16 protein-coding genes, 1 tRNA gene and 1 pseudogene are annotated in these 16,323 nt (G+C 64.5%); 11 read left to right on the forward strand and 7 right to left on the reverse strand.

What is annotated here, in order from left to right; translation table 11 throughout:
• Nucleotides 1–195: 195 nt before the first annotated feature.
• The 4 genes from L1885_RS01515 to L1885_RS01530 form a co-directional block, all read right to left on the reverse strand.
• On the reverse strand, nucleotides 196–2,136 hold the full coding sequence (locus L1885_RS01515; RefSeq protein ID WP_235795089.1) for a DUF3732 domain-containing protein: 1,941 nt from the start codon (nucleotides 2,134–2,136) through the stop codon (nucleotides 196–198).
• The gene (locus L1885_RS01520) at nucleotides 2,133–2,639 is read right to left on the reverse strand and encodes a three component ABC system middle component (protein WP_235795090.1); all 507 of its coding nucleotides are present in this window, start codon (nucleotides 2,637–2,639) and stop codon (nucleotides 2,133–2,135) included. The genes L1885_RS01515 and L1885_RS01520 overlap by 4 nt, the downstream gene beginning before the upstream one ends.
• Nucleotides 2,636–3,820, reverse strand: coding sequence for an ABC-three component system protein (locus tag L1885_RS01525; protein ID WP_235795091.1), 1,185 nt, complete (start codon nucleotides 3,818–3,820; stop codon nucleotides 2,636–2,638). Before L1885_RS01525 ends, L1885_RS01520 begins: the two co-directional genes overlap by 4 nt.
• Nucleotides 3,821–4,135: 315 nt before the next feature.
• On the reverse strand, nucleotides 4,136–4,876 hold the full coding sequence (locus L1885_RS01530; protein WP_235795092.1) for a GntR family transcriptional regulator: 741 nt from the start codon (nucleotides 4,874–4,876) through the stop codon (nucleotides 4,136–4,138).
• Between the two features lie 212 nt (nucleotides 4,877–5,088).
• On the opposite strand from L1885_RS01530, the gene L1885_RS01535 reads away from it, so the two are divergent.
• The 7 genes and pseudogenes from L1885_RS01535 (at nucleotide 5,089) to L1885_RS01565 (ending at nucleotide 10,422) form a co-directional block, all read left to right on the forward strand.
• Entirely contained in the window at nucleotides 5,089–5,430 is a 342-nt protein-coding gene (locus L1885_RS01535) for an SCO3933 family regulatory protein (RefSeq protein WP_235795093.1), read from the forward strand.
• A pseudogene (locus tag L1885_RS01540) lies at nucleotides 5,427–6,811 on the forward strand (FtsK/SpoIIIE domain-containing protein). Before L1885_RS01535 ends, L1885_RS01540 begins: the two are co-directional and overlap by 4 nt.
• A 12-nt stretch (nucleotides 6,812–6,823) precedes the next feature.
• The gene (locus tag L1885_RS01545) at nucleotides 6,824–7,018 is read left to right on the forward strand and encodes a hypothetical protein (RefSeq protein ID WP_235795094.1); all 195 of its coding nucleotides are present in this window, start codon (nucleotides 6,824–6,826) and stop codon (nucleotides 7,016–7,018) included.
• Between the two features lie 18 nt (nucleotides 7,019–7,036).
• Nucleotides 7,037–7,327, forward strand: coding sequence for a hypothetical protein (locus L1885_RS01550; RefSeq protein WP_235795095.1), 291 nt, complete (start codon nucleotides 7,037–7,039; stop codon nucleotides 7,325–7,327).
• A gap of 346 nt (nucleotides 7,328–7,673) precedes the next feature.
• The gene (locus L1885_RS01555) at nucleotides 7,674–9,032 is read left to right on the forward strand and encodes a replication initiator (protein ID WP_235795096.1); all 1,359 of its coding nucleotides are present in this window, start codon (nucleotides 7,674–7,676) and stop codon (nucleotides 9,030–9,032) included.
• Nucleotides 9,029–9,241, forward strand: a complete 213-nt coding sequence (locus L1885_RS01560; protein ID WP_235795097.1) for an excisionase family DNA-binding protein — start codon at nucleotides 9,029–9,031, stop codon at nucleotides 9,239–9,241. Before L1885_RS01555 ends, L1885_RS01560 begins: the two co-directional genes overlap by 4 nt.
• The gene (locus L1885_RS01565; RefSeq protein ID WP_235795098.1) at nucleotides 9,241–10,422 is read left to right on the forward strand and encodes a tyrosine-type recombinase/integrase; all 1,182 of its coding nucleotides are present in this window, start codon (nucleotides 9,241–9,243) and stop codon (nucleotides 10,420–10,422) included. Before L1885_RS01560 ends, L1885_RS01565 begins: the two co-directional genes overlap by 1 nt.
• Nucleotides 10,423–10,473: 51 nt before the next feature.
• Here the strand turns inward: L1885_RS01565 and L1885_RS01570 are convergent.
• A tRNA-Gly gene (locus L1885_RS01570) sits at nucleotides 10,474–10,547 on the reverse strand.
• A 359-nt stretch (nucleotides 10,548–10,906) separates the two neighbouring features.
• Between L1885_RS01570 and L1885_RS01575 the strand changes: the two genes are divergently transcribed.
• From L1885_RS01575 to L1885_RS01585, 3 genes are all read left to right on the forward strand, one after another.
• Complete coding sequence (locus tag L1885_RS01575; RefSeq protein WP_235795122.1) at nucleotides 10,907–11,149, forward strand: hypothetical protein; 243 nt, start codon at nucleotides 10,907–10,909, stop codon at nucleotides 11,147–11,149.
• Between the two features lie 254 nt (nucleotides 11,150–11,403).
• Complete coding sequence (gene dcd / locus L1885_RS01580) at nucleotides 11,404–11,979, forward strand: dCTP deaminase (RefSeq protein WP_235795099.1); 576 nt, start codon at nucleotides 11,404–11,406, stop codon at nucleotides 11,977–11,979.
• A gap of 18 nt (nucleotides 11,980–11,997) precedes the next feature.
• Nucleotides 11,998–12,507 (forward strand): phosphoribosyltransferase, encoded by a 510-nt coding sequence (locus tag L1885_RS01585; protein WP_235795100.1) that lies wholly within the window; start codon nucleotides 11,998–12,000, stop codon nucleotides 12,505–12,507.
• Nucleotides 12,508–13,283: 776 nt separating this feature from the next.
• On the opposite strand, the gene L1885_RS01590 is transcribed toward L1885_RS01585, so the two are convergent.
• The gene (locus L1885_RS01590) at nucleotides 13,284–14,222 is read right to left on the reverse strand and encodes an SRA domain-containing endonuclease (RefSeq protein WP_235795101.1); all 939 of its coding nucleotides are present in this window, start codon (nucleotides 14,220–14,222) and stop codon (nucleotides 13,284–13,286) included.
• Between the two features lie 234 nt (nucleotides 14,223–14,456).
• Here L1885_RS01590 and L1885_RS01595 point away from each other — a divergent pair, with 234 nt between their 5' ends.
• The gene (locus L1885_RS01595) at nucleotides 14,457–15,056 is read left to right on the forward strand and encodes a hypothetical protein (protein WP_235795102.1); all 600 of its coding nucleotides are present in this window, start codon (nucleotides 14,457–14,459) and stop codon (nucleotides 15,054–15,056) included.
• A 230-nt stretch (nucleotides 15,057–15,286) separates the two neighbouring features.
• Here the strand turns inward: L1885_RS01595 and L1885_RS29340 are convergent, their stop codons facing one another.
• Nucleotides 15,287–15,526, reverse strand: coding sequence for a DUF2188 domain-containing protein (locus tag L1885_RS29340; RefSeq protein WP_235795103.1), 240 nt, complete (start codon nucleotides 15,524–15,526; stop codon nucleotides 15,287–15,289).
• Between the last annotated feature and the right edge of the window lie 797 nt (nucleotides 15,527–16,323).

The raw sequence follows: 16,323 nt of genomic DNA on the forward strand, positions 1-16,323 counted from the left end.
CCGACGACAGTCAGCCACGATGGCGGGTGCGTCGACTGGCCGGGCGCGCGTGTGCCTCGCTGTACCCCGGCTGGCCTCAGCAACGTTATGGTTGTCGTCCGCTAGAACGAGCCGATATCGGCTGGCCGTGACACATCGAACGTGTTGATTCCGGCTCGTGACCAAAGCTTCAACTGCGCTGCTTTTAACGAGTGGTCACCAGTCTTGCGGAATGAGAGCTTTACCGTTCCGCCACTTCTCTCGTACACAGTCCTGGAACCATCGTTCGTCGAAGTCTGCGTGTTCAGCAATGATAATTTGGTAGGGCTTTACTGCCCGACCGGCAGCATCAATGATGAAACGGAAAGTCTCCGCGATCGTATTCCTGTCACCCGAAACTGCATCATTATCTCGGTACTCTGAGTCCGCAGGGAAACCAACCTGAGACGGTTGGTCAAAAAACACGAACCCTGGCACGGGCCTGTCGTGCTCGGCAAACCATTCATGGAGTGCCATATGTACTAGCACGTGATAGGCAACCCAACTTTGACCACTTCCGATTTGCGGCATCGCTAGGGGCCCAGACGGGGTGTCCAAAATGATCTGCAGTTTCTTAATGTCAAACCTGAGAGGATTAGACGAATGTTCGATAGGGAGCTGGCTAGACCAGTTGGTCATCAGTTGATTCAGTCTGGACAAGATAGAAAGCGTCCTGTCACGGATCAGATCGGAGTCAACCTCATTCTCGGCCGCCTCCAGCTGAACGCGAAGGGATTCCAGTTCTTGCTTGAGCAGCCTCAGCCGTTCATCGCTTCCCACTCCCTCAAGGTAAAAGTCGATGCGGCCGACTACGGTTGCCTGCACGTTCTCTTGCAACGCCAAGTTTCTATCGCGTTCGCTCGCTCGCTGGATTGCCTCCAGTTGGGCAGAGGTGCTTCTGATCGCTTGCTGGCACTCTTCGATCTCCTGCTTCAAGGTGTCAGCAAGAGCCTTCAACCGGGGAGACTCAGATGGCAATGCCTGAGGGATACGGCTCAGAGAGGAGAAGTGCTCACGCAGCTCGTTGATCTCTTCCTGTTGTCCGTCCACGTGGGAACCGCATAGAGGGCATTCTTCGATTCCGGCGTCAGGAATTAGCTGAACGAAGGCAAGTCTGGACCGTTGCTCAGCCGCTTGCCTTTCAAAGTTTCTCCGGTCGTTCAGAAGGGTAGCGATAGACTCAAGGGAACTCTGCGCTTGCTTAGACCTCCTCCGAATAAGGTCACGTTCTTGGAGTAGACCTTGGCGCGCGTTTTCAGTATCGCCGAGCTGCGCACTGTCCGTTTCTGTGGATCTTCCGCTAGCGTTCTGACGCAATGCCAAAACAGCTCGCAATTCTGCCAGTGCATCGAGATTCGATGAATCTTCTCCAGAGGCATTGGCAGTAGTCAGTCCTGCACTAGCTGCTTCCGCTAGAAGCTGTCGCGCTCGCGTACCGCCCCGGTCGGCTGCTGCTTCTAGGTCAGTAATCTCTCTAGTAGTGTCCCGAATCCTTTTCTTGAGTCGATTGATGCGACGCGCAACCCGAACGTCTTCCGCCGTGATAGCGCCTAGGAAAAAAGGCAGGGTTTCCCGGATAGAGTTCGAGACAAACGGTTCTCCTTGGCGATGGAAAAGTCTTTGCCGACTGATGATTTCGTCTTGCTGCTGGTACAGGAAGAACGCAGCATGACGGAGGGTAACGGAGTAATTAGGGAGCCCTTGCAACTCTGCATTTCCCGTATCAGGGAACGAGAGCAGTCGCGACAGGAGACTAATGAGGCCATCGGCATTCGTTGTAGGCGTGAGTTCCGCGTAATCGGGGACCCCAACTGACGCGCCTTGTTTTACAAAGACTCGCTGAGACGACTGCGCGTCTTCCTCCGGGGCCTGCCTGGCAACGAATACTTGGAATTCGTTCACTTGCAGAAGCAGTGCATACCATGCAACAGTCTCTGTAATTTTTCCCCGTGGTACATCACACGTCCCACTACCGAGACAGTAGTCAATGATGTCGGTAAGAGCTGTCTTACCAGTTGCAGAATCTCCAGTGATGATGTTGACCGCGTTCAACCTTAGCGGCAGCCTGCGCCTTTTTCCGGTCCACGAGTAGAGTACGATTTCGCGAATCTGCATCATCCTGCAGCAACTCCCCAAATTGAAAAGATCGAGGCGGCATCACCTGATCTTGCGAAACTCTTCCCTAGTCGCTCAGCGACCTTAAGAATGTCTTTCACTTCAGGGGATCCCTGAGATAGTGACCGCAGATTCCTGATCCTGCGTGAGGGAGTAGCGCCAACCCTGGAATGTTCCAGTGTGAACAGACCGGCTCGCGCGCCGAGAATCAGTGCCTTTCTCACTGCCGGCGCCAGCGCGGGCGTATTTCTCTGCAGTACTAGGCGCTCTCTCTCATGCGTTTCCATCCAGACCAGAAGAGACGTGGTCTTTGTGATCGGAAAAGTGTCACGAATTTGTTTACTCATGGCGGCGGGGACGGCCAAAAAAGCCAAGGACAATGGCATCTTCTCATTGGCCTCGGACTCGTAAAATTCGGCAGACTTCCGGATGACGACGGAAAGAAAGGCAGGATTGAAGAGCGCTGATTCTTCCTGGCTAGTGAACTGTTGCAGCCACTGGCTCATGCAGGCTCGCTCTCAAGCAAAGACGCCAATCTCGCTTCAAAATCGGGATGCCATCCAACTATACGCTGATCGGCGAGGCCATGATAAGTTCCTTGCATAACGAAGGATTCGCGACACATTTCTCGGATTCTAATATCGGCTTCTTGCTCAATCCACTTGTAGAGTGCTCGGGCGACTTTTAGCTTTTCTGCTTCTGCGGCGGATTCGCCAATTTCCTCTCGTGATTCCCAGAATCTTACCCGCCACGCTTCCTTTAGGCGTTCCTCATACCGAGAAAGTTCACCCGGAGCAAGTAGGTCATCTCGAAGCCATTCTGATCTCTGTGCAAAAGCGCGAACGTAGCACGACACTGCCCCTGCTAGTCGTGGACCAGTCACATTGATGAGCTGGAGCTGACGGACGTAGGCGCTGTCACCTCCTTCTTCTTCAACGATGTCGAAAATCTCAGGATTGATGGGTAGGTTATCGCGCCTAAATTCCTCTCTTATCAATTCAAGCTCTTCTTGAATCTCTGCGACCGTGATGGGTGGGGCAGTTTTATCTCTGAGATGCTGCACGCATCGCTGAAACCACCAGCCCTCTAGGCGCCGAAGGAAAGCTGGTCGTTTATCCGAAGAGGCTGCGAAGTACAGCTTCTTCTGCAGATCGGATTCGAGGTCATCTAGGAGTGGCTCGCTGTCAATCACGATGACGGTTGAAACAAGGGCAGCCCTCTCCGTTGACTCCAACTTAAGGAACATTTCGTATGCGTCTTGCTGCTTGTCGTTTTTGGAGGTTTCTGCAGTCTTCGTGAGAATCTCGGCCGCTTTGCTCAAGTCGCGGTCCTGATCGCGCAGATAGTAGGCTGCAGAACCTGTCGCCGCCCTGCCGGTCGTAATTAGATATCGACAAACGGGAGATTCCTGCGAAAAAGAATATCCTGCTGGCTGATCTAGCCAAATTCTGAACGTTTTCCAGATGTCCGCTGAGGCGTTAGGTATGGTCGTAGAGGGATCAGTGTGGTACTTGAGTTGCAGTACTTCCGTCGGCGTCCCGGGTGCATCGAAACTAACGTCGTCCAGTTGTTCGATTCGTACGTTGGCGGTTGAGCCGGACTGGATCCGGCTCAACGCGGCATGCAGCGCATATCTGGCCTGATACAGGTAGCCAAGCATGGATTCGTTGGCAGAGTAGTCGGCCACGCGGCCCCCCGGTAAGTGCAGCCAGCAACTTGAATTATCAGCGATGGTAGCGAGGGAGATTGTGCCTTGTGAAGCCACTTGTGCGGTCTGATGCGAGGTGCGCCGTGTTGTCGATGCGCTTGAGCTTGATGAGTCGTCCGCCTGAACTGTGCTGCGCCTCCCGACGATCGGAAGTAGCTGCTTCCTCATGGCGCGGCACGCGCCAGCCGGGCTGGAGCGGGGCGGAGACAGGAGCGCAGGCCCGGCCGGCTGGGCCGCGCGCGGCGAGCGATAGCGAGCCGCCTTGAAGACGTAGAGAAACTTTGAGCCATTCCCTCAGAGGGGGTAGCTGATCTCCAGGTCGTCGCCGGGGAGTTGGAATTCCTCCAGGGCGAGCGGCTTGCGGTCGGCGTTGAGGGTGACGCGCATGATCTGGAGTAGGGGCACGCCGTCGGGGATGCGTAGGGCCTGGGCCTGGTCGGGGAGGGGCATGCGGGTGCTCAGGTACTCGGTGAAGTGCAGTTCGTGGCCCAGTTCGGCGAGTGCCGCGTAGAGGTGCGGCGCGCTCGGCGGTGCCTCCTCCTCGTACTTGGTGCCGATGAGGACCGAGAACGGCACGTAGGTGCGGTGGAGTTGGCGCAGGCGTCCGCGGTCGGCTGTCTGTAGGGCGTCGTGGGTGAACATTGGCTCGCCTGGCGGGATGCGCAGGAGATCCGCGAGAGCCAGCGGGGCGTCGGTGCGGGTGACGGTGGCGTCCTCGCTGTCCGTCCATAGCAGGCCGTCGGCCTCGACGTAGCGGCCGTCGGGTTCTCGGCGCACTCCGCGAGGGCGCAGGATGCTCGGTCGGGTCTGGGGCGAGCGTACGAACATGCCGCGGCCCATCATGACCTCGACGAGCCCTGAGGCGCGGAGCTCCGCGATGCCCTGACGGACCGTGGGTCGCGAGACTCCGAACTGCTGGGCCAGCATCTCTTCGGATGGCAGTGGCTGGCCGGCTGGATAGGTGCCGTCCAAGATCCCCTGGCGTAGGTGCTCGGCGATCTGGCGGTACTTGGCCTGGGCCTTCTCAGGCGGCATCTCAGTCTCCGTGGCTGGCGTCGTCGGTCCCTCGGCTGCCTACGGAGACGGGCGCCTGGGCGCTCTTCCGTAGGCAGGGACAGCGTCCCTCACTCCAAGCTGCTTGACAACCCGTACTACGGGTTGCACTCTTGTGACTCACGCCCGTACTACGGGTGGTAGTCATCCCGAAGGGATGCCCTTCGGGTCGTCACGGCAAGGGAGTTCAAGCAGTGGCAAGCCTTCCGATCGACACAAGCAAGTTCACCGGGATCATCTGTGCCGTCCCTCCGGCTCCGCGCGTCGCCAACCGGGAAACCGGTCAGCTCCGCGTTGACCGCGACACTGGCAAGACGGTCTTCCAGGTCGGCCTGTGCCTCATGGCGGGGGCGACGGCCGAGGTTGTCAACGTGAGCGTGGCCGGTGAGCCGGCCGGCGTTCAGCTCGGGATGCCCGTCCAGGTCCGCGACCTGGTGGCCACCCCGTGGGAGAACGACGGTCGGCACGGCGTCGCCTTCCGCGCTGCCGAGATCAAGCCCCTCAACGCTCCGGCGGGCAAGGGGGCCGGACAGTGACCCTCCTGGCCTCCACCCCCGCGCCCGGGACAACCTGGCTGGGCTGGGCTTTCGTGGTGGCCGTTGCGCTGGTGCTGGGCCTGCTCATCGCGGGCCCGGCGCTGCGCCGCCGCTACCCCGTGGCCTGGTGGCTCGTGCTCGGCTTCCCGTTCGCCTGCGTACGGGTCTCGCGTACCTGGCGGCCGTTGATGGCCGGGTGCGGCCTGGCCGTGAGCCGTAAGGCTGCGTTGATCGTGGTCTCCGGCCTGGTCGGCAAGGGCGCACCACCTCCACAACCGCGTGTGCCGTGGCGGAGCTTCATACGTCCCACCCCGGGCGGCTTCTGGTTCCTGGTGCGGCTGCTGCCGGGGCAGGTGCCGGAGAGCTTCGTCAAGGCGGCGCCCGCAATGGCGGAGAGCTGGCAGGTGCACGCGGTGCGGGTGACCCCGTACCGGCCCGGCGTCGTCCGCATCACTGCCTCGGCGGCCGACCCACTCAAGGAACCGCGCATCCCCAAGCAACGCGGGCCCGGACACCTGCTGCGCGTCGTGGTCGGCGCTGTGGAGACGGGGGCGCCGTGGGTGGTCGACCTGCGGCGGGTGCCGCACTGGCTGATCGTCGGCGCGACCCGGTCTGGCAAGTCGACGCTGATCAACGCACTGGTGGCGGGCCTGGCCCCGCAACCGGTCGCGCTGGTGGGCATCGACTGCAAGGGCGGCATGGAACTGTCTTTGTACGGGCCCCGGCTCTCCCGCTGGCCACCGACCGCGGGCAGGCGGTGAAGCTCCTTGGCGCGCTGGTGGATCTCACGCTCGGCCGCATGGCGGTGTGCCGGGCTGCTCACGTCCGCAACATCTGGGGCCTGCCCGACGGCAAGCGTCCGATACCCGTGGTTGTGATCGTCGACGAGCTGGCGGAGCTGTTCCTGATCGCCAACCGCGGCGAGAAGGACGAAGCGCAAGCTGCGGGTACCGCACTCATCCGGCTGGCCCAACTCGGCGCAGCGCTCGGTGTGTTCCTCGTCGTCGCCGGACAGCGGGTCGGCTCCGACCTGGGACCGGGCGTCACCGCGCTACGGGCCCAACTCGGCGGCAGGGTCTGTCACCGGGTCGCCGACCCCGGCACGGCAGAGATGGCCCTCGGCGACCTCAACCCGGACGCGCTCAAGGCCGCGCAGGCCATCACACCTGAACAGGCCGGGACGGCCGTGCTGGCCTCCGGAGACGGCTGGGAACGCGCCCGCTCCCACCTGGTCTCGGAGGCAGAGGCGGAAGCCACCGCAGCCCAGTACGCGCACCTGACCCCGTACATCCCCGAACTGGTCGATGCTCTCGGCGGCCCGTCCGCCGGCCTGACCGTGACCCTCGAACGGGTCGACCGCCCCGACGACGACACCGAATGAGAGGCAACCGCCGTGCTGATCACCATGTCGGCCGTGCTCCTGCTCGGCCTCCTGATCTGGTTCCTGCTGCGTATCCGCTACCTGCGGTGGGTCGACTTCCTGCTCTCCGGCGTCTTCGGCTTCCTCGTCGCCACCACAGCGGCGGCTCCGGTCGTCCGCACGGTCCTCGACGGCATCGGCGGCGTCCTCGGCCTCTTCCGCTTCTGAACGAAAGGGGGAACACACGTGACCTCGTACGTGATCAAGTCCGGTGACCGAGCCGAGTTCATCGGCGCTCTGCGAGAGCTTGCCGACTTCCTGGCAGCGAACCCGGACGTCGTCATCCCTCGCCACCCGGCCTGCACCGTGTTCGTAGACGCCGAATCTGACCCGGCACGCGAAGAAGGAATGGAGTTCGCTGCCGCGCCGCTCGGTGCACCGGTCGTGGACCTGGGCCGCGGCTTCTACTGCGCGCGCAGGTGGTTCGGCCCGATCGAGTACAGCGTGACGGCTGTACCGCCCAAGGACACGCCATGACCGCCCGTATCAAGGGCTCCCGACGGGGCGCGAAGTCGCCAAACCCGACCCCGCCAGGAACCCACTCCAACCGCCAGAACAGCAGTGAAAGGAGCACTCACACTTTGACCACCCTCACCCATCGGCGCAAATCTCCACAGCCCCGTTGCGCCCTCCGTGAGACGGAGAACCCGACCTGCGTCGGGCGCGTGGAAGTCGTCCTGGTCGACCGGGACGGCGCTGAGCAGCGACTCTGCCCGGCCCACGCGGCGGCCCTGTGGCTGACCGACCCGACCCTAAGGTTCAGCGCCAAGACCCGACCCGAAGCCATCGCCACCGTCATGGCCCAGGCTTTCGGAGGCGGCCGATGAACACCACACCGAAAGCCGTAACCGCTCTCGTCGGCCGCGCGTCGGAAGGCAACTTCGGTTCCTGGTGCGGCAGCATTGTCCGCCTGGGCGGCTGCACCAACCCGATTCACCTGGTCGGTAACGCTGCCCTCGTCGACGCAGGTACGGGTGAGGTCCTGCACTCCTTCGCCTCGGCCGAGCGTGGCGGACGGTTGCTCACAGCCTGTGGAAATCGACGTGCGAGCGTCTGCCCAACCTGCGCCGGCCTCTACCGGGCGGACACATACCAACTGATCCGTGCGGGACTCGTCGGTGGCAAGGACACCGCGACGACAGTTGGCGGGCACCCGCGTGTGTTCGCGACGCTCACCGCGCCGGGCTTCGGCCCGGTCCACAGGCGCCGTGAGCAGGGTGGGCGTGCTCGTCCATGTCGTCCTCGGCGTGCGGGGGAGTACTGCCCGCATGGTGTGTCGACCGGTTGCCTGATCCGGCACGCGGACGGTGATCGGCGGCTCGGGGAGGCCATGTGCCCGCGCTGTTACGACTACGCGGGCGCGGTGCTCTGGCAGGCACACGCGGGCCGACTCTGGCATCGCTTCGCCCTGGAACTGCGTCGTGAGATTGCCCGACGGTCGGGGCTCAGCCGTACCGAACTGCCCCGACTGTTGCGGCTCTCGTACGCCAAGGTCGCCGAATACCAGCGGCGCGGCCTGATCCACTTCCATGCCGTCATCCGACTCGACGGACCGGACGGACCCGACTCACCCCCGCCCGGCTGGGCCACCACCCGACTCCTGACCGACGCTGTGCACGACGCCGTGGGTCGGGTCCGACTGGTCGCACCCGGCGGGGACGTCATCGGACCGCGCGTGCTGCGCTTCGGCCAGCAGATCGACGTACGCCCCATCGCGGAGTTCGGCGCGGGCGAGCGGCTGACGTCAGCGGCCGTGGCCGCGTACATCGCCAAGTACGCAACCAAGGGAGCGGAGGCGGCCGGCGCCGTCGACACCCGCATCCGAAGGGCGACCGACCTTGCCACGCTGCCGGTCCGGGACCACACGCTGCGCATGATCAGCACGTGTTGGTGGCTCGGTGCGCTGCCGGAGTTCGAGCCGCTTGGCCTGCGGAAGTGGGCGCACATGCTCGGCTACGGCGGCCACTTCTCCACCAAGTCCCGCCGCTACTCGACCACGCTGACTGCCCTGCGTACCGCGCGGGCCGAGCATCGCGCCGAGCAGCAACGGACCGCCCTCGGCCTGGCGGATCGGTCCATCGTCAGCGTCGGCCGGTGGCGCTTCGCCGGTCGTGGCTACACCCCAGATGAGGCCCTGATCGCGGCGGGCGTGCGCGTCTCGAAGGAAGGGGCGCGAGCATGAGCGACCGGCTTCTCACCATTCCGCAGGTGGCCGATCGCCTCGGTACCTCGGTGCGCTTCCCCCGACGGCTCGTCGCCGAGCGGCGCATCGTCTTCGTCAAGGTCGGCCGCCACGTGCGCATCCCAGAAGGGGCTTTGGCTGAGTTCATCACCCGAAACACCGTTTCGCCCGCACAGCGTCGCAGGACTCACGGCAGGAGGGCCGCGTAATGGCGAACAACAAGGGCAAGCGGCGCACCTTCGGCGCTATCCGCAAATTGCCCTCTGGGCGTTTCCAGGCGCGGTATCCGGGCCCGGATGGCGTTATGCGGTCGGCGCCCGAGACCTTCGCGACGTCGCGTGAGGCTGACGACTGGCTGGCGGAGATGCGAACCGAGATGCGGCGTGGGGACTGGAAGGACCCGGACGAGGGCGCCGTGCCCTTCGAGGAGTACGCGCTTCGGTGGGTCAAGGAACGGCGGCTGTCGGCGACCACGGATGAGCTGTATCGGCGCCTCCTACGCCTCCACATCCTGCCCACCTTCGGTGAGCTGGGCCTTGACGAGATCACCCCGCCCAAGGTGCGCAGTTGGCGTTCCGAACGGCTCGACGCGACCGGCGCTGAGACGACTGTGGCGAAGAGCTACCGGCTTCTCAAGGCGATCTTGGAGACGGCCACTGAGGATGAGCTGATCCGCCGGAATCCGTGCCGCATCCGGGGCGCGGGTAAGGAGTCGGCGGCGGAACGGTCCATTGCCACCGTCGACCAGGTCGACGCGCTGGCCGCTGCCCTCGGACCGCGGTGGCGGTTGATGGTCTACCTAGCTGCGTACGGTCCGTTGCGGCCGGAAGAACAGGCAGAGTTGCGGCGCCGTGACGTCGATCTGGACGCGATGACCGTTCGTGTTCGCCGGGCGGCTCCGGAGCTGGCCACGGGGCGTCGGGCGGAGGGCCCCACCAAGTCCGATGCCGGTCGGCGGCTCGTCGTCCTGCCTGCCTTCCTCCACATCGAACTACGGCGGCATCTCGACTGGTATGCGCAGGAGGGGGCTGACGGACTCCTGTTCGTGGGGGAGAAGGGCAAGCCGTTCCGGCGGTCCACCTTCGGGCGGAAGTGGCGGAAGGCGCGGATCGCGGTGGGGCTGCCGGACACGTTCCGCTTCTATGACCTCCGCCACACCGGACACACTCTCGCCACCCGATCCGGGGCCACGCTCAAGGACACGATGGTGCGCGCCGGTCAGTCCTCGGAGCGGGCCGCGCTGATGTACCAGCACTCGGACGTGGAGCGTCAGCAGGAGGTCGCGGCCGGACTCGATCGGCTGGTGAAGGAGCGGAGGAAGGACGCCCGGGAACAGCCGGCGGACGGGCCTCAGAGTGCATCTGGCACGGATCTGGCACGCGACGCTTAGAGAGGTCTAGACAACAAACAACCCCCGGGTCTTTGACCTGGGGGTTTGTCGTGGAGCGGGTGACGAGAATCGAACTCGCGCTCTGAGCTTGGGAAGCTCATGTTCTACCATTAAACTACACCCGCACTCGGCGCCCGATGACTCCGGCGCCGTATCGATGTGTACTGTACCCCATCCTCTGCCCCCTGGCGCAGCCCTCTTGTGGCTCGTCGTGGGGGCTTTGTCGTGGGTCGGGGCAGCCGCGAGTGCCGGATGGATCTTGGGGTAGCCGGGGCGGTACGGGTAGGGCTGTGGCGTCCGGTCTGCCGTGGGGCGGCGGTGCGGGGGCAGGGGTGTTCGGGGGGTGATCCGCTGTGGGGGAGCGGTGGACGCGGCTGTGGTGACCGGGAGTTGGGCGTAGGTTGGGCTCTCGGAGTGCCGGGCGCGGTCCTGCCCTGATCATCCCCTAATGTGGCGTTCGTCCGCGTTTTGGGGAAGGGACCTGATGGATTTGATGGAGCGCACTGTCGTCCGCTGTGCCGAAGGCCATGTGTTCAGCACCGCATCGTTCCCGATGCAGCATCTCGACGCGGGGAGGATCGGCCCCGGCCGGCTCATCCGGTGTCCGCGGTGCGCGCGGCTGCGCAATGCCGTGCCTGTCCCGGTGCCCGTGCCGGCTCCGACGCCCGAGGTGGCGCCCCTGCCGCCCGTGGCCGGGGCGTTGGCCCTGGGGCAGCAGCAGATCTGAGGCGGCAGATTTGAGGCCGCGGATCTGAGGCCGCGGATCTGAGGCCGTGGATCTGAGGCCGTAGATCTGATGGTTCGCGCCTCCTGTCTTCAGCCTGGCCTCGTGGTGCTGCGCGTCGCCCCGTCCGCCCTCGTTGAGTTTTCCTCGCCCCGAGGCTGGGGGCAGGGACAGGGGAGGGCAGGGCGCGCGGTGTGCGGAGGGTGCGCGGGGCGGCCGGTTCGGGTCGGCCCGCGCACTTTGCGTATCCTCGGGGCGTGCTTCTCTCCGACAAGGACATTCGCGCCGAGCTCGACTCCGGCAGCGTCCGCCTCGAACCGTACGACCCCTCGATGGTGCAGCCGTCGAGCATCGACGTGCGGCTCGACCGGTATTTCCGGGTCTTCGAGAACCACCTGTACCCGCACATCGACCCCGCAGTGGAGCAGACCGGCCTCACCCGGCTCGTGGAGCCCGAGGGTGACGACGCCTTCATCCTGCACCCGGGGGAGTTCGTACTCGCCTCGACGTACGAGGTGATCTCCCTGCCCGACGGCATCGCCTCGCGGCTGGAGGGCAAGTCCAGCCTGGGCCGGCTCGGGCTCGTGACGCATTCGACGGCCGGGTTCATCGACCCGGGCTTCTCGGGGCACGTCACGCTGGAGCTGTCGAACATGGCGACCCTGCCCATCAAGCTCTGGCCGGGCATGAAGATCGGGCAGCTGTGCCTGTTCCGCCTGAGCTCGCCCGCCGAGTTCCCGTACGGGTCGCAGCGGTACGGGTCGCGCTACCAGGGCCAGCGGGGGCCGACGGCCTCGCGGTCGTATCTCAATTTCCATCGGACCGATGTCTGAGTTTTTGGAGTGCCACGCGTGAGCCAGTCCCGGGAAGAGCTTTCCTACGAGCAGTTCGGCACGGCCGTGCGTGAGCTGGCGCAGTCGGTCGCCGACGACGGCTTCGAGCCCGACATAGTGCTCAGCATCGCGCGGGGCGGTGTCTTCGTGGCCGGTGGGCTGGCGTACGCCCTGGACTGCAAGAACATCCACCTGGTCAACGTGGAGTTCTACACCGGCGTGGGCACCACGCTCGCGATGCCGGTCATGCTGGCGCCGGTGCCGAACGTCGTCGACTTCAGCAACAAGCGCGTACTGATCGCGGACGACGTGGCCGACAGCGGCAAGACGCTCAAGCTGGTGCACGACTTCTGTGTGGAGCACGTCGCCGAGGTACGCAGCGCCGTCATCTACGAGAAGTCGCAGTCGCAGGTCAAGTGCGAGTACGTGTGGAAGCGCACGGACGAGTGGATCAACTTCCCGTGGAGCACCTTGCCTGTAGTACGTAGGTCTGGCGATGCGGCCAAGGAGAACACGGAGGCAATTTAAGGGACTTGGGGGGCGCCGTACCTGGCGGGAGACCGGGTTGTCGGTGCCGACCGATATGCTTCTGCCGTCCACTTCCGGTCCATCCCGAGCTTCGGACTATCGAGCCGAAGATCCCGCCAGTCTGGGGGGTTGGTTTCACCGGATCGGAAGAGGACATGGCAGATCTGCGAAAGCCCGATGATCAAGAAGAGCAGGAGCGCGACCCAAGGCGACGGCCCCCCAAGGCCGAGATCTTGATCGCACTGCTCACCGCGATCGCGGCAGTCGCAGGCTGTGTGGAGCAGCTGGCGCGCTAGAGCGTCGATGTAGGGCGGTGAGCCGGACGATGGCAGGGGCAGCGAAGCGGGCCCCGGCCAAGTAGTAGTCGGCCGGGACCCGCTCAACGACTCCATGCACTGGCCCGATCCTGGTGGGAAGACCAGGGTCGGGCCTCTGTGCGTAGAGCCAGCCCTTGTGACCTGCGGTTTCGTTCGGAGCGAGGCCCCAAAGTGGAAGCTACATTTTGCAGGTCTATAGCCCAGACTATAGCCCGGGGCCCTAGCCGGTCCTAGCCGGTCCGAACTGGCCTCTCCCGGTCTGAGCTGCCCTCTGCCGGTCCAAGCCGGTGTCTGACAGTCTTCGTCTTGACGTTGACTTCCCTGGACAATCCTGTGCGCGACGCTTCCCAACTCCGGAAATCCGGAGGTGCCCCCCTCTGAACTGGTGCGGCATGCCGGCGCGCCTCGATGCGAACCTTGGGCACGGTGGTTAGGGCACGGTCACAGTAAGATTCGCCGCTAGGGGAGGGCCATGGGGTTAGTGCTGGTGAATCCCTTGCCCGCGGGCCAGATCACGGCGCAGCCCTGGGCCTTGGCCAGGGCAAGGAGGTCTTCCCGCGGTTCGGAGGGGAGCAGGATGGCGCGGATGGTGTGGTTGACGAACCTGCTGTAGTCCGCGAGCTGTCCGATGGCCATCCGGATGTTCTCGCGGGTGACGCTGCCCTTGGCCTCGATCAGGAGGCCGAGTCCCTTGGCGTGGAGGTCGGTGAAGAGGGGGCGGCTTTCGCCGGGGGGCAGGATGCGCTGCCGGCCGGACTGGTGGCCGTTGCTGGTCAGGTAGTCGGCGAAGGCCTTCACCAGCCGGGCTTCCTTGCGGTCGGCCTCGTAGGGCTCCTGGTTCGGGTTGACGAACGTGGTCTCGCTCTCGTTCCTCTCCAAGGGGAGGTCGTCCACCTGGTTGGGGTGTGAGACGAGCAGCCGGCCGAGCTTGGTGGAGGGCTCCTGGGGGGCGGTGTCTACCGGGTTGAGCCGGAAGACGATGACCTTACGGAGAGGGCCGTCGTTGGTCTCGGGGGCATCCGCGGAGTACCAGGGGTTCTCCTGGTCGACGGTGAACTCGCCGCGGTAGGTGACCTTTCCGCGGGCGCCCTGAAAGACGCGGAGCGCGCGTCCTTCAGTCTGGTGGTTCAGGATGCTGGCGTTGCCGGAGATCATCCGCTGGTCGCCGTACTGGCCTTCGCCGCTGTAGTGGAAGCGGCCGTCCGGCATCCAGTCGTCGTAGTAGCCATGCCTCTCGCCGGCGACGGGGTCCGTAAAGACGAAGACGTTGGGCGTCTTGGCCGACGGCCCGATGCCTCCCTGCGTCCGTCCCCCGAACGCGCTGTGCAGAGCCTTGCGTTCGATCTGATCGCCGGGCTTGAGCTGCCACTCCACGGTGTCCGATGGCGTCTCGCTCATGGGTCTCCTTCGAGAGCTGCCGCACCTCACAGCGACATGCGACCGTAAGGATCATGCAAGCATCCGAATCGGATGTCAAATTTCCGCATCCGATTTGGGCTTACGGAAGGCTTGTACGCCTGCTCTGTGCATGGATGCGCCCCGATGCGCACTACCGCTTCGAGGTCTGGGCCGGGACGGTGGGCGCCGTACTGCTTTGGCGGGCGAGATGCTCGGGGGAAGGGGCGGTAGGCGATGGGCATGGTCAGTCCGTGGGCCAAGGAGACCTTCGGTGAGGTAGCGGGGGCGCTGGCTGAGGCCATACCGGCGTGCTTGTCGCGGGCACACGAACGGGCGCGGAACGGCCACCAAGGTGTGCACACCCAAACACTGGAGGCGTACGGGCACGGCCTCCACGCCGTGCAGTACGAGGAGCTCGCCGCCGGCCTCGAACACCTCCCAGGCGCAACTGCGGTCCGCCTCCAAGCCCGAACCGTCATGATCGTCGCGGACCACGTGATCTACCCGATCCGCTACGCCAAGACGGACGTACCTGTCACCGCGGCGAGACTCCGACGAGCCACGGGCCTACGTGCTGACCTCATTCGACGCCACGGGCCAGAACCCATGCAGGGGGAGTTGGACCTAGGGCTAGAAGAACTCGAAGAATCCGAAGCCCACAGGGACCTCGGTCAGCTCCCTCTGGAAGTTGGCCTGGTCCTCGTCGCTTACGCCTGCTCCATGAACGCCGGCGTGATCCGACTGGAATGGGGCGCCGCAGAGCTGCGTCGAGAAGATCGATACCTCATCTGGCATCACCACGAGCCCCTGGCCACGGGTCTCGCGAGGTCTTAGCGGCTGAGTAAAGCCAGAAGGGGCACCACTCTGACGCAAGTGGCGCCCCCTCGGGGAACTAGCTAGAGCCTCATCCTTATCAGGTCGATCATTCGATCCACCCGGTGCCGGTCGGCGCTCGCGCTACCCACATGGGGCGTGTGTCCGCGTCCGCTGCCGACCGGCGTTGATCGCCGCTGTTGGTGTCAGCCTCTGGTGTCACCCATCAGCTTCGGCTTGACAACCGACCTTCAACCACGAGGAGGGAACGGGTCGTTCCCGGGGGCGATGGTGCGCTTGTCCACGATGGTGCCGTCGCGCCCGTGCTTGACGAGCTCGCCACCACCGTTGTTTCTGAGAATCTCCGCCGCGCGTCGATCGGCGCCGGCCTGAGTGCGAGCCACCGCAGACGCTCTCGTGCCGTCGGCGGCCTTGGCCTGCCACTGGCCGTCCGGTCGCTGGGTGACGTGGTACGTCCTCGGCTGAGGCATGAAGTCTCGATTCCGAGCGTGCCTCGGCCAGATTCCCCCTTGGGGTTCTTCCCCCGTAGAGGTAGGGTCACTGTCGCGCAGCCAAACGCAAACAGGCCCCTAACTGGTGAGGACACAGCTCTGTGTCAGCCCCGGGTAGGGGCTTGCTCACTTTGAGCACTCTTAGTGAAGCACTGGGGGGCAACACAGCGCAATGCGCCAACCCCAAGATGTGGTGCTCAGCCTTCCACAGGACCACTACATGTAGTACACCAAGCGTGATCAGGCATTTCCACAGCTACGTAGCCCGCTTCCACAGCTCTGTCCACAGCCATTTTGCGAAGCTTGCCCCCATATCCTCGACGGCTGGGGCTTTGAGTGTGACCTAAACCACATTCGAACCTACTCCCATCCCGTCCGCCTTCGACCCACACACCGTGGAGCGGGCGTGGTTCAGGGCGTCCAGGTGGAGCGCGCCACTGTACGAACGACCTGGACGCCCTGGGCCGCGTCTGCTCGGCTCTGCCTGGGTCGAAGGTGGTCGGGATGGGAGCCCTCCACGCTCTCCCCGACGATGCCGGCACCCGCAGGACGGGCCATCCCGCCCCGGACGCATGAGCGCCCCCGCCGGAGGCATGTTCTGTCGGTGGCCGGCCGTGGCGCTTCGGGTACCTCGTCTTCATGGCCTCGGCCCCTTCCCCTCGTCGGCGCGCGTCGGCGCAGCGTGGGCGGAGCGGGCCGAAGGCAGGAGCGGCGCCCGGAGCGGAGCCGGGAAGCGCGCCCGGCGGAGCGGAGCGCAGCCGGGTGCCTTGATGAGG

The organism is Streptomyces fuscigenes (assembly GCF_021556455.1).
Classification (GTDB): domain Bacteria; phylum Actinomycetota; class Actinomycetes; order Streptomycetales; family Streptomycetaceae; genus Streptomyces; species Streptomyces fuscigenes.

Coding starts and splice junctions, on each gene's coding strand:
- L1885_RS01515 (WP_235795089.1), bottom strand. CDS start 2,136: ATGATGCAGATTCGCGAAATCGTACTCTACTCGTGGACCGGAAAAAGG.
- L1885_RS01520 (WP_235795090.1), bottom strand. CDS start 2,639: ATGAGCCAGTGGCTGCAACAGTTCACTAGCCAGGAAGAATCAGCGCTC.
- L1885_RS01530 (WP_235795092.1), bottom strand. CDS start 4,876: ATGCCGCCTGAGAAGGCCCAGGCCAAGTACCGCCAGATCGCCGAGCAC.
- L1885_RS01555 (WP_235795096.1), top strand. CDS start 7,674: ATGAACACCACACCGAAAGCCGTAACCGCTCTCGTCGGCCGCGCGTCG.
- L1885_RS01560 (WP_235795097.1), top strand. CDS start 9,029: ATGAGCGACCGGCTTCTCACCATTCCGCAGGTGGCCGATCGCCTCGGT.
- L1885_RS01565 (WP_235795098.1), top strand. CDS start 9,241: ATGGCGAACAACAAGGGCAAGCGGCGCACCTTCGGCGCTATCCGCAAA.
- L1885_RS01575 (WP_235795122.1), top strand. CDS start 10,907: ATGGATTTGATGGAGCGCACTGTCGTCCGCTGTGCCGAAGGCCATGTG.
- L1885_RS01590 (WP_235795101.1), bottom strand. CDS start 14,222: ATGAGCGAGACGCCATCGGACACCGTGGAGTGGCAGCTCAAGCCCGGC.
- L1885_RS01595 (WP_235795102.1), top strand. CDS start 14,457: ATGGGCATGGTCAGTCCGTGGGCCAAGGAGACCTTCGGTGAGGTAGCG.
- L1885_RS29340 (WP_235795103.1), bottom strand. CDS start 15,526: ATGCCTCAGCCGAGGACGTACCACGTCACCCAGCGACCGGACGGCCAG.